The sequence below is a fragment of the Lentzea flaviverrucosa genome, from assembly GCF_003350445.1.
Lineage (GTDB): Bacteria > Actinomycetota > Actinomycetes > Mycobacteriales > Pseudonocardiaceae > Lentzea > Lentzea californiensis.
The window spans coordinates 173,711-186,782 of sequence record NZ_QQAU01000003.1 but is presented as its reverse complement, the minus strand read 5'-3'; the positions used below and the strand labels follow the sequence as shown (position 1 = coordinate 186,782).

Sequence of the window (13,072 nt, the reverse complement as noted above, 5' to 3'; positions counted from 1 at the left end):
CCTCGGAAGAGTGTGGCGCCAGTGTCCTGCGTGGACGGCGTGGAAGACCCCTGGCCGCCGGAAACCGTTCTGTCGCGCGGTGTGAACTGCTCCGGCGAGTGGGTTGGGCACGCGGAACCACTTGAGCCACAGGTGTTGCGGGGGATGTGGGCGCAGGGCCGCCGGCGGCACGATTCCGTTCATGAGTCCGGTGCACACGAACGTCCTCTCGGGCGGACAACACTGGCCGCAACGCCCGAAGCGGGTGACCGTCCTCGGCGCGGGCGTCGCGGGCCTGGTGGCGGCGCACGAGCTGGAACGCCTCGGCCACAGCGTCGAGGTGCTGGAGGCGCGGCTGGAGGTCGGTGGCCGGGTGCGCACGCACTCGTTCGTCGGCAGGGGCCCGCTCGCCGAGCTCGGCGCCATGCGCATCCCCGCCTCGCACCACCGAACCATGCAGTGGATCGACCTGCTGGGGCTGAGCGACAGGGTGCGGCAGTTCCGCACGCTGTTCTCCGACGACTCCAGCTACCTGGAGACCTGCACCGGGCACCTGCGAGTGCGCGACGCGACCTCGGTGCTCGTCGAGGAGTTCCGCCGCGGCCTGCCTCCCGGCGAGTACCGCGAGGAGTCCGTGCTCGCGGCGACCTGGCTGACCGCGAGCGTGACCGCCGTGGCGCCCGGCGCGTTCCGCACGAACCTGCACAGCGACCTGAACCTGGAACTGCTCGACCTGCTCGACGGCATCGACGTGCGGCCGTTCTTCGTGAGCACCGGCGGCGTCGAAAGGCTCGACGTCAACCGGTTCTTCGCGGGCAACCCGAAGTTCGCCGGGAGCAGCCGTCTCGCGCACTTCTTCGACGACATCACCGTCGAGACGTCGTCGGCGCTGTTCCGGCTCGAAGGCGGGATGGACCAGATCACCGTCAGGCTGGCCGGGAGCCTGCGCGGCCCGGTCCACCGCGGCCGCCAGGTCGTCGGGCTGCACGTACGGCCCGACGGCGTGGTGGTCGAGACGCGGCGCGGCCTGAACGTCGTCGCGAGCCACTGCGACTACGTGCTGTGCACCGTGCCGTTCTCGGTCGTGCGGCGGATGAACCTCAGCGGGCTGGACGACGACAAGGTCGCGACCGTGCACGACATGCAGTACTGGCCCGCCACCAAGATCGCGGTGCACTGCCAGGACGCGTTCTGGGAGGGCGACGGCATCAGCGGCGGTGGCTCGTTCACCGGCGGCCTGGTGCGCCAGACCTACTACCCACCGGTCGAGAGCGACCCGCGACTCGGCGCGGCCCTGCTCGCGAGCTACACGATCGGCCCGGACTCCGACGCGCTGACGCGGTTCTCGCCGCAGGAGCGGGAACGCGTCGTGCTCGACGAGCTCAGCAGGATCCACCCCGAGCTGAAGAGGCCGGGAATGGTGCTCGACGTGGTGACCCAGGCCTGGGGCGAGGACTTCTCCAGCATGGGCGCCGCGTCGGTGCGGTGGAGCAAGGACGCCGCGACGGCCGAGGAGGAACGGGCGCTGGCGGCCAAGCCGCAGGGCACGTTGTTCTTCGCCGGCGAGCACTGCTCGACCTACCCGGCGTGGATCGAGGGTGCGATCGAGTCCGGCCTCGCGGCGGCACAGGACGTCCACGCCGCCGCTCCGGCCGAACGCCCGCTCGTGGCGACCGGGTACCGGCGCATGCGGGGTGGCGCGGCATGAACCCGGTGGAGAACGACGTGCTCGAGACCGAAGTGATCATCGTCGGCGGCGGGCCGACCGGCATGGCCACCGCGCTGGAACTGCGCTCGCGTGGCGTGGACTTCGTCCTGGTCGAGGCCGGCGACGGCACGGTCGGTCATCCCAAGGTGTCCAGCATCGGGCCCCGGTCCATGGAGTTCTTCCGCCGCTGGGGTGTCGCGGACGCCGTCCGCCACTCCGGCTGGCCCGAGGACCACCCGCTCGACTGCGTGTGGACCACCAGGATCGGCGGACACGAGCTCTACCGCCTCCCCCGCCACACGATGGGCACCAGACCGGACTTCCGGCACACCCCGGAGCCGGACGCGATCTGCCCGCAGCACTGGCTCGGTCCGCTGATGCGCGGGGCTCTGGGCGTCCACCCCGACGGACCGGTGCGGATGAGCACGCGCCTGGAGTCGTTCACGCAGGACGACACCGGCGTTCACGCGGTGCTGAGCGACGGCACCGAGGTGCGCGCGCAGTACCTGATCGCCTGCGACGGCGCGAGCTCGCCGATCCGCAAGCACCTCGGCATCGCGGCTCCCGCCGTCCACGACGCGCTGGTCTTCCGCAACGTCCTGTTCCGCGCGCCCGAACTGCGCGAGCGGCTCGGCGACCAGGCCGCCAACTTCTACTACCTCATGATCTCCTCCGCACTGCGCTTCCCGGTCCGCGCGCTGGACGGCCGGGAGCTGTACCGGATGACGGTCGGGCTGCAGGGCTCACCCGAGTCGTTGCAGGAGGCCGAGACCTTGGTGCGCAGGGCGATCGTGTTCGACACGCCGGTGGAGGTGGTGTCCGACAACGAGTGGCACCTGGTGCACCGGGTCGCCGAGGACTTCCGCTCCGGCCGGGTCTTCCTCGTCGGGGACGCCGCGCACACGCTGTCGCCGTCGGGTGGGTTCGGCATGAACACCGGCATCTGCGGTGCCGCGGACCTCGGTTGGAAGCTCGCGGCCGAGCTGCGCGGGTGGGCGGGCCCGGACCTGCTCGACAGCTACACGCGGGAGCGTCAGCCGGTCGCGTTCGAGGGCCTGGAGGAGGCGAACCGCAACCTGGAACGGGCGATGCGCCGCGAGGTGCCGCCGTTCCTGAACGACGACACCGAGCAGGGCGCGGCGATGCGGTCGAAGATCAGCGAAGGGCTCCAGCGCGGCGGGGTGGCCCGCGAGTTCGACGCGCCGGAGATCCACCTCGGTTTCACCTATGCCGGATCGGCGCTGGTAGTCGACGACCCGACGGCGGAGAACCTGCAGGACCGCAGGCCGAACAGCCGGCCGGGGTCCCGCGCACCGCACGCGTGGGTGAAGGACGGCGTGTCCACTCTGGACCTCTTCGGAGACGGGTTCGTGCTGGTGCACTTCGAGAACTCCGCACGCCTGGCGCCGTTCGCGAAGGCGTTCGAGTCGCGGGGGATCCCGTTCCGCGCGGAGTGCCTGGACTCGCCGGAGATCGCGCACGCCTACGAACGGCCGTTCGTCCTGGTGCGGCCGGACGGGCACGTGGCCTGGCGGGGAACCGAGCTGCCCGCGGACGCCGGGACGATCGCGGACACCGTGCGCGGAGGTGCGCGTTGAAGCCGTTCTCCCTGAAGAACTGGACGGACGAGGACCTGCACAACCCCTTCCCGGTGTTCGCCCGCTACCTGGCGAACGGTCCCCTGCACCTCGCCGACGGCACCTGGTACGTGTTCGGCCACGACGCCGCGGTCGAGGTGCTGACCGGTTCCGCCTTCGGCCGCCGCTCGCCGTCGGGCGGCGGGAGCCCCGTGTCGGTGCCGTCGGCATTGCGCACGCTCGTGGAGAACTGGCTGGTCTTCCTCGACCCACCGCGGCACACCGAGCTGCGATCGGTGCTGAACAAGGAGTTCTCACCCGCCGTGGTGAGGAACCTCCGTCCGCGGATCGCCGAGATCGCCCGAACCCTGCTCACCGACCTGCCGGTGACGTTCGACCTGGTGGAGAGGTTCTCCGCGCCCCTGCCGATCCTGGTCATCTCCGAACTGCTCGGCGTACCGCGCGAGGACGCGGGGTGGCTGCGGGACAGAGCGGTCGACCTGCAGGAGGCGAGCAGCGTCAGGGCCGCGGCGAACCCGGACGCGCACGCCGTCGCCGACCGTGCCGCTCAGGAGCTGCGGGACTACTTCCTCGCGCTGGTGCGGACGCTGCGGTTCGAGCCCGGTGACGACCTGGTGTCGCTGATGGTGTCGGCCCAGACCCGTGGCGAGCCGGTGTCGTCGGACGAGATCGTCGGTACCTGCGTGCACCTGATGACCGCCGGGCACGAGACGACGACCAACGTGCTGAGCAAGTCGGTGCTGGCACTGGCGTCGCGGCCCGAGGCGCGGGCGGAGCTGCGCCGCGGCGTCACCGCCGCGGCCGTCGAGGAACTGGTGCGCTTCGACCCGCCCGTGCAGGCCGTCGGGCGCTGGGCGCACCGCGACGCCGACGTCGCGGGCGTGACGATTCCGGCCGGCAGCAAGGTGATGGTGATGCTCGGTGCGGCGAACCGCGACCCCGCCCGGTTCGCCGCACCGGATTCGCTCGACCTGCGTCGTGCCGGTGGCCGCAACACGGGCTTCGGCCTCGGCATCCACTACTGCCTCGGCGCCGCGCTGGCGCGCGCCGAGCTGGAGATCGGGCTCGGCGCGCTCCTCCCGGCGCTGGGCGACTACGCGGTGGACAGTGTGAAGTTCCCGCACGACATCGTCTTCCACGGTCCGCACAGTGTCGTCGTGACCAGGTCGGGATGACGGCTCACGGAGCGATGCGGGCCAGGTCGACACGCGACCTGATGCCCAGTTTGCGGTAGATCTGCCGGAGGTGGAACCCGACGGTGTGCGGGGAGACGAACAACCCCGTGGCCACCTGCTGGTTGGTCATGCCCTGCGCGACGAGTGCCGCGACCTTTCCCTCAGCGGTGGTGAGGCTCTCCCAGCCGGAGTCGGGACGGGTCTCGTGGTTCCAGTGCCGCCGCCGTACCCCCAGCCGGCGGAGCTTGCGCCGCACCCTTGCCGCGTCCCACGCCGCGCCCAGGTCGTCGTAACGCTCCATCGCCTGGTCGAGCTCGGACATGGCTCGATCGCGGTCCTCGGCGCGCAGCATCGACCCCCTGTCCTCGACCAGCGACGCCGCTGCCCAGACGTCCTCGCCGTAGAGGTCCTCCAGACCGGCGAGGCCCGTGACGTCGTCCTCGAGCAGCGCCCGGCCGTGCCGGGCCGCCGCGGCGAACGCGGAGTGCCCGGGGTTGCCCGCGGCGATCTCCTCGGCTGTCACGACCACCAGCTCGGCGTGGTCGGCCTCCCCCGCGCCCAGCGCCGTGCGCACCACCCACGACGTCGACGACGGGTCCTCCAGGACGAGCCGCCGGCGTGAGCACGCGTCCCCGACCACCTCCCGCAGCTCCCCCATCGCCTCGCGCACTCCGCGCCCGGCGGCGGTGAGCAGCGCGGACAGCAGGCACCGCAACAGAACCGGCGGCCCACCGGGCACGCGGTCCTCCAGGCGGCGCAGGTGCCGCGTCGCCGCCGCCAGATCACCTCGCCGCAGCGACACCATCACCAGCACCGCCCGCAACTGCGGTTCGTACACGGACGTGCCGGCTCGTTCCGCCGCCCGCAGACCCGCTGTCGCGTCGGCCTCCGCGGCGGCCAGGTCACCCTGGACCAGACGCACCTCCGCCCGCAGGGCCAGCGGGAGGGACACGAGCACACCCAGGTTGTGCTCGTCGATCACTCGACGCGCCTGCTCCGCCGTCTCGAAGGCGTCATCGAGCCTGCGCACCCTCGTGAGCATCCACGCCCGCATCCACAGCGGATCCACCTGGCAGACCTCGGGCAGGCCCGGTTGCACCGCGATGGCCTCCTCCGCGGTCGCCAGCGCCTCGCTCAACTCGCCCTCCCGCCACCTCACCCGCGCGCGAACGGTGAGCGCGGCCGCCCGCACCGCGTCGCCGTGGGAGCCGGGTTCGGCCAGCACCCGCTCCGCCATCGCGACGACCTCACGTCGTTCCTCACCGGAGAAGGTGTTGAGCAGCAAGAGGTCCGGCAACGGATCGCGGGTGTCTCCCCCGCCGGCGAGCACGCCCTGCGCCGCCGACTCGTCACCGCGCAGCATCAACGCCGTCGCGAGCCAGGTCCGCAGCGAGGAGGACGCGCTCTCGCCGCACGTGCCGAGCTGTTCCGTCGCGAGGTCCACCGCGGCACCGAGGTTGCCCATCCGCACCAGCGCGGCGACGGCAGAGGTCGCCAGGACCAGCCGGTCGTCGCTGCCGGGCGGCGCGATCTCCAGGCCGCGGATCGCGAGCGCGGCGGCGGTCCGCGGTGCGGTGGGAAGCAATCCGGCCGCGGCGTCGCGGATGATCCGGAGCGCGTCCTCGTCGCCCGGCTTGACGAAGTGGACCACGTGCACGGCGGCGGCGTCGGCACGTCCCTGCTCGACCAGCATCGTGGCCGCCTGCCGGTGCAGCAACGAGCGCAACAACGCGGGCACGGTGCCGAGGACGACCAGCCACACGGGTTCGCGGTGGAAGGTGAACTCGTCCCCGTCACTGTCGATCACGCCGGCGCGAATGGCCTCCTGCAAGGGTCCCAGCAGGTGCGAAGTCCGTTCGCCCAGCATCTCGGCGAGGTCCTGCGGGGGGAACCTGTCGCCGAGCACCGCCGCGACCTGCAACACCTCCCGGCACCGCAGCGACAGCCGCCCCAGCCGGGAACGGACCATGCGCACGAAGGCCGCCGGCAGCCGCGCGCCTGGTTCGGCCTCGACCCTCGACGGCACGTCCGTCGTCAACGCACCGTCCGCGAGCTCGACCACACCGCCGTTGACGACGAGTGACTGCTCCTGCCGCAGGGCGAGCACGAGGTCCACGACGGACTGGGGTTCGCCGCCCACACTCTCGCACAACGCGATGACGTCCGGATCGGGCGTGGCCCCGGTCAGGCCTTGGACCAGACTGACCACGGCGGCGCCGGACAACCGCTCCAGAGGGCCGAGCCGCTGCACGCGCTGCCGGCGGACCAGCGAGTGCAGCAGCTGGCCGTTCGCCGACTCCGCGTGCGCCGTGTCCAGCGCGAACACCCACAACACGGGTGCCGCACCGAGCTTGGCCATCACCAGGCCGATCGCGTGCAACAACGCCGGTTCCACCCAGTGCACGTCGTCCAGGACCACCAGCACGGGCTCGTTCCGCAGACGACCGCAGACCTGCGCCTCACACCCGGCCGCGAGCACGGCGATGCGGTCGTCCTCGCCCCGCACGGTGCGACCGCCGACCAGCGAGACGGGCCGGCCGGTGGCGACGGACGGCGACATGCCGTCCACAACGGCGAACCCACGCCGTGCCGCCAGCGCCGCGACCCTCTCCAGCAACCACGTCTTCCCGGAACCCTGATCGGACTGCAGCACGACGACGTTGGCCCGCGCGCCCGCCTCGATCGTGGAGATCACGTCCTCGACCACGCGCAGCTCGGCCTCCCGACCGTGCGGTGGTGCGACCACCCTGATGCCGGGCACGCGTGAGCGATCGAGGTTGTCTTCCAGATTCCTTTGAGACACGCCGAACTCTCCTATGCGTGTTGTCCGGACCGGCAACGACCCATGTCATCGTTGTCTTGAAACTCTTCGCCACCCGACAAAGAATCGAGACGAGACGTAATCATCTCAATTGGCGAGCACCTGCGGGCGAGAAGTGGAACTGCCCTTCGCATTGATCTTGCATGGTGTTTCCCATGATGGCCGAGCCGCCAGAACGATGTCAACGAAGCGTCACGAGTCCGCCGATCTTCAGGAAGAAAGCCAAATCATCGGCCCCCATCGTCTCAATTCGATTCGATTTCCGGGGGACGCCCACCTGCCACCGATAAGACGTTCCCCGGTCAGCCGCACGAAGATTCAGTCCTGCACGATAAGCCTCTCCCGCGCTTCGACCGCACCCCGAGGATGCTGTCGACGACATGGAAACTGCTGCCCAGCAGGCCTTTCAGCACTATACGGACGCGTGACCCACTCGTCGCCCACTGCGCGAGAACTTTGTTTTCGGTCTACACTGAAGCAACAGTGGACGCTCCACGCGCAATCTGAGGACAGCGCACCGGGATTCCGTGGGAACTCCTGCCCAGGCACGATCTCGTGGCCAGGAACTCAGCGCGCCGCCATCGCGCTGAGGTAGCGCGTCAGAGCCGCTGGCGTGGGATGGGTCCAGAGAATGCCGGCGGGTAGCTCGATTCCGGTGCTCTGCTGAAGCTTTCCCCGAATGGCGATGCCCATGACCGAGTCCAGGCCGATGTCCGAAAACGGTCGTTCGGGTTCGATCCGGTGCTCCGGCACACCGGTTTCAGCCGCCACCACGCTCTGGATCACGGCCATCGCCGCGTCGAACACCTCGTCCGCGGGCAGTTCGCGCAGGAGGGTGACCGACTCGGTCGCCGTTTCCTCGCCCGGCTTGCCGTTCTGGGGGTCCCGGACGTGTTCGAACAGCGCGCGGCGTCCTCCTGGCGGCGGCGTGGTCGGCCTGACCACCAGTGCGTAGCCGTCATCCGTGGTGTGCAGGCAGTTCCACACACGCAGCGCCTCGGACGGGGTGATGTCACCGAAGCCTTGGGCCACCATGCTGTGAAGTCCGTCGGCGGTGAGCTTGCCCATGCCGGTGTCACGCCAGACCGTCCAGGCGATCGAGGTGGTGTCACCACCTCGGTGCCGCCGGTGTGCGGCCAGGCCGTCCAGGAACGAGTTGGCCGCGGCGTAGGCGGTGCAGCCGGGCAACACGACCAGCGGTGCGGTGGAGGAGAACAGCACCATCTCGTCGATGCTGCCCGGCGGGAACAGCTCGTGCAGCACCAGCGCCCCGAGCACCTTGGCGTGCAGCGTCTCCCGGATCGACTCCTCGTCCAGGTCGTCCACCAGGCGGCCGTGCACGGCTCCGGCCGTGTGAACCACGCCCGCGACGGGCGGCATGCGCAGGAAGTCGGGCGTCAGCATCGCCCGTGCGGCGTCGGCGTCGGTCACGTCGAGGGCCAGCGGGAGAACGGTCACCCCCTGGCTCTCGAGCTCCTCGACAACACCGATCGCGTGCCGGGTCGCGGCGTCCTGCTGCTCGTCCCAGGTGGACCGCGGAGGCAGTCCCCGCCTGTTGGTCAGGACCAGTCGGCGGGCACCCCGGGAAGAGAGGTGACGCGCCGCCTGCAGGCCGAGAGCTCCGAGACCACCGGTCACCACATAGGTGGCGTCGGGTCGCAGGCCCACCGGGGACGTGCGGACGCGGTCCGGACGAGGCACGACGCGACCGGCGAGCAGCCCACCGTTCTGGATGACCAGCCAGTCCTCCGCCGGGGGTTCGTGCAGGACTCTCGCCAGCAGTTCGAACGCGGCGTCGTCGCACTCCCCCAGATCCAGCACGCCACCGCGCAACTCCGGGTGCTCGGCAGCGATCACCCGTGCGGCTCCCCACAAGGGCCGATGTGTGAGGGCGGCGGGGCTGGCGCAGGCCAACGCCTCCCGCGTGAGGACCCACAACCTGGTTCCCGGCCGGTCGGCCTTGACCACGGACTGCGTCACAGCGGCGAGATCGGTCAGGTGTTGGACGGTCGCGTCGTACTCGTGTCCCCGTCCGGGGACCGGGGTCAGGTACAACACGTGGTGCGGCTCGTCACCAATGGGCACCGGGATGGCGTCTGCGGCTCCGACGATCGTGCACCCCAGGCCGGCCCGCACCAGGTGCTCCGCGAGCCGTTCGGCGATCGCCGACCGCTCGGTCGAGACCAGCGTGACGGTGGCCGCGGGCGTCTCGACAGCCGCGACTTCCAGCGGTTGCCAGGACAGGCCGTGCACCAGGGTCCGCGGGTCGGCGAGCAACGTCTGGTCCGCGTCGAGAACGCCGAACCGGAGTCCGGTGACTCTGGCAGCCGACTGCCCGTCGGCCCCTCGCAGGTCCAGGTCGATGGTGTCGACGGTGCCGCTGCGCAGGCGTGCGACCAGGTGGGCCGAGGACGGAGCAGGACCGGTCCACTCGACCGACTCGACGGAGGCGGGCATGCGGTAGATGCGTTGCCGGGCCAGCGGCAGCGAGGACAACGTGGTGGCGGCATCGAGAACCACCGCCCAGTGGGGCGCACGACCAGGCATCGACACGCTCGCGTGCACCACGTCGTCGTCGTGGCGGAGGTGATCCACCTGCCAGTCGAAGGCCAGACCGGACACCCCGAGGGGCCGGAGCAGCTCGAGCACCCCATCAGCGCCGATGGGAACGATCGGGAGTACCGGGTCTTCGAGCACCTCGACCGAGTCGGCGCGCAGCATGGCGGCACCGCCGTCGCGAGCGGAGGTGTGCGTGGTCCAGGCCGTCTCCTCGGACGCCTCCTCCAGACGGGAGGACAGCACCGCCCTGCCGTCCTGGCAGACGACCTGGACGGCGCGGTTCTGCTCGGCCGGCAGAGGAGTGCTCAGGACGAGGTCACGGAGATGACGTGGCCCGTCTGCTTCGCCCGCGATGGCGTCGGCGAGCGTGCAGAACAGCACAGAGGCAGGAACTATGTCCACCCCGTGCACGGTGTGCGGTGCGTCGTACGGCCTGTTTTCGGGGGCCAGGTTCGTCTGCCACACGGTCGAGGGCGGCGCGGTGGCGGCCGCCATCCGGGCACCGAGCAAGGTGAAGGACCCCGGGTCGTGGCCTCCCGCACCGCGGTCCGCCGGTGCCTCGGGAAGCCAGTACCGGTTGTGCTGCCACGCCGTGCGCGGCAACGCGACCGCTGCCGAGCGGGGCCAGTGGGCCCGCCAGTCGACCCGGACTCCGGCACAGTGCAGCCTGCCCAGCTGTTCGGTCATCTCCGCGAGCACCGGCTGTTCACGACGCAACGAGTGCGCCGCGGTGACCGCGGGCACGGACAGTGATTCCGCGATCTGGGCGATGTTGTGGACGACAACGGGGTGCGGCGAGATCTCCAGGAAGTGGTGGTGTCCATCGTGGACCGCGGCTTCCACGCCTGCCGCGAACCGCACCGGGCGCCTGAGGTTCTGCTGCCAGTAGCCAGAATCCCGCGGCGCGTCAGAACGCGGATCGTCGAGAATCGTGCCGTACAGCCGCAAAGACGGTGAGCTGATCGACAGCCCGTGCACAGCGGCGCCGAGGTCGTCGAGGAGTTCGTCCATGTGCGGGCTGTGGAAGGCGACGTCGGAGGCCACCCGGCGAACCACGCGGCCCTCGCCGGCGAGCAGTGCCGCGTACTCCTGCACCGCGGCCACGTCACCGGCCAGCACGGACCACCCGCGAGCTGGTTCGATCGCCGCGGCCAAGCCGGTCTTGCCCGCAAGCCGTTCCTCCAGCTCGTCGAACGGCACGTCGAGCAGGACCATGGCACCGCGGCCCGCCACGGTCTTGATCAGGTTCGCGCGCCTGCAGGAGAACCGGGCGCCGTCTTCCGCGCTCCACACTCCCGCGGTCACCGCCGCGGCGATCTCGCCCATGGAATGACCGAGTGCCGCCACCGGTTCGACACCCCAGGACCGCCACACCTCGGCGAGGCCCAGGTGCATCGCGAACAAAGTCGCCTGGATGCGGTCCGTCCGGGTGCAGTCCCCCTCTTCGAGTTCGGCGATCAGCGAGTACCCGGCCTCTTCGCGGAAGATCGGGTCGAGCCGCTCGCACAGGGACGCGAACGGCTTGCTCGAGCGGAGCAGCTCACGTCCCATGCCCGCCCACTGCGAACCGTGCCCGGAGAAGACGAACACCGGCCCCGCAGCCTGCTCGGTCGCCCGGCCGCGCACCACCCCCGGCACCTTTCCGGTCGCGGACCACGCACGGAGGCGATCGACCGCCTCACCGCGATCGGCGGCGACCACGGCGGTCCGCCACGGCAGGTGCGACCTGTGCAACGCCAGCGTGGCCGCCACCGCACTGACGTCCTGATCCCCCGCCTCCAACGCGTCCGCGAGCCTGCTCACCGTCGGAGCGAGCGCCTCCTGGGTGGCAGCGGACAGCACGAGCAGGGACGGGTCGTCGGTAACGCCCCGCTCGACTTCCGGTTGCAGCGGGTCACCTTCCGCCAGGCAGACGTGCGCGATGGTGCCCCCGTACCCGAAGCTCGACACACCAGCCAGCTTCGGTTTGCCCGCGACCTCGGGCCAGGCCGTCGGCTCGGCCACCACCCTGATCGACTGCTCTGCCTCGACCTCCGCGTTGATGCCGTCGCGCGCTCCGACCGTGGGCGGGAGGACACCGGCGCGCATGGCCAGCACCGTCTTGATGATGCCGACCACTCCGGCACCCGCCTCGAGGTGCCCCACGTTGCCCTTCACCGACCCGACGAGCAGAGGCGAGTCCGGCGCCCTGCCGGCTCCGAAGACCGCTGCGGCCGCGGCCGCCTCCGTCGGATCACCGAGGGGCGTACCGGTGCCGTGCGCTTCCAGATAGTCCACAGAGGACGGATCGATGCCAGCCTGGGCGTAGACGGATCGGAGCATCTCCTGCTGCGCGGCCCCGTTGGGCGCCATGATCCCATTGGTGCGGCCGTCCTGCCGGACCGCACTCGCGCGAACGACAGCCAGAACGTTGTCGCCGTCGCGCCGGGCGTGGTCCAGCCTCTTGAGCACCACGACACCCGCACCCTCACCTCGCCCGTACCCGTCGGCCGAAGCGGAGAACGGCTTGCTCCTGCCATCGGCCGACAACGCTCCCGACGCGCCCAGCGACAGGGTCTGCGCGGGCGCGGCGATCAGGTTCACCCCGCCCGCGATCACGACGTCGCACTCCCCCGAGAGCAGCGCATGCCGTCCGAAGTGGATCGCCGCGAGCGAGGACGAACACGCGGAGTCCAGCGCCAGGCTGGGTCCGTGCAGGTCGAGGAAGTACGAAACCCGGTTCGCGACGGCGCAGTAAGCCCCGCCGATGCTGCTCCACGGGCCGATCCGCTCGGGATCGCTCAGCAGCGACTGCCCGTACTCACCGCCACCCACGCCGATCAGCACGGCAGTGTTGGTGCCGGCGAGCGAAAGAGGCGGAACACCGGCGTGTTCCAGTGCTTCCCACACCACTTCCAGCACCAGACGCTGCTGCGGGTCCATCAGAACCGCTTCTTTGGGTGTGATGCCGAAGAACTCGGCGTCGAAGTTCGCGGCGTCCTCCAAGTAGGCGGCGCGGCGCACAGCTCGATTCACCGCGGCGACGGCCGCGGGGCCGTGTGCCCGGTACGACGACCACCGATCGCGGGGAAGGTTCCCGACCTCACTGCGTGCCGCGATCAAGCGGGCCCAGAAGTCCGCCGGTTCACAGATGCCACCGGCCAACCGCAGGCCCAGACCCACGACGGCAACGTCGTTGTCAGGGCTGCCAGAACTCGAACGCGTCATTGATGCCTCACAGATCTCGGACAGG

5 protein-coding genes are annotated in these 13,072 nt (G+C 70.7%); 3 read left to right on the top strand and 2 right to left on the bottom strand.

Annotation, left to right across the window (positions count from 1 at the left end):
* Positions 1-181: 181 nt before the first annotated feature.
* From DFR72_RS10855 to DFR72_RS10845, 3 genes are read left to right on the top strand one after another with little or no spacing between them, the layout of a single operon-like run.
* Entirely contained in the window at positions 182-1,687 is a 1,506-nt protein-coding gene (locus DFR72_RS10855; RefSeq protein ID WP_090062910.1) for a flavin monoamine oxidase family protein, read from the top strand.
* Positions 1,684-3,285: an FAD-dependent monooxygenase gene (locus DFR72_RS10850; protein WP_090062911.1), complete on the top strand. Its 1,602-nt coding sequence runs from the start codon at positions 1,684-1,686 to the stop codon at positions 3,283-3,285. The genes DFR72_RS10855 and DFR72_RS10850 overlap by 4 nt, the downstream gene beginning before the upstream one ends.
* Complete coding sequence (locus DFR72_RS10845) at positions 3,282-4,460, top strand: cytochrome P450 (protein WP_090062913.1); 1,179 nt, start codon at positions 3,282-3,284, stop codon at positions 4,458-4,460. Before DFR72_RS10850 ends, DFR72_RS10845 begins: the two co-directional genes overlap by 4 nt.
* A 4-nt stretch (positions 4,461-4,464) precedes the next feature.
* On the opposite strand, the gene DFR72_RS10840 is transcribed toward DFR72_RS10845, so the two are convergent.
* Both DFR72_RS10840 and DFR72_RS10835 read right to left on the bottom strand, forming a co-directional pair.
* Positions 4,465-7,263 (bottom strand): helix-turn-helix transcriptional regulator, encoded by a 2,799-nt coding sequence (locus tag DFR72_RS10840; protein ID WP_143086580.1) that lies wholly within the window; start codon positions 7,261-7,263, stop codon positions 4,465-4,467.
* Between the two features lie 585 nt (positions 7,264-7,848).
* The gene (locus tag DFR72_RS10835; protein WP_245982778.1) at positions 7,849-13,047 is read right to left on the bottom strand and encodes a type I polyketide synthase; all 5,199 of its coding nucleotides are present in this window, start codon (positions 13,045-13,047) and stop codon (positions 7,849-7,851) included.
* Between the last annotated feature and the right edge of the window lie 25 nt (positions 13,048-13,072).

Bases quoted from the DNA above. Each gene is read 5' to 3' on its own strand.
- DFR72_RS10855 (WP_090062910.1), top strand. From the start codon at position 182: ATGAGTCCGGTGCACACGAACGTCCTCTCGGGCGGACAACACTGGCCG.
- DFR72_RS10850 (WP_090062911.1), top strand. From the start codon at position 1,684: ATGAACCCGGTGGAGAACGACGTGCTCGAGACCGAAGTGATCATCGTC.
- DFR72_RS10835 (WP_245982778.1), bottom strand. From the start codon at position 13,047: ATGACGCGTTCGAGTTCTGGCAGCCCTGACAACGACGTTGCCGTCGTG.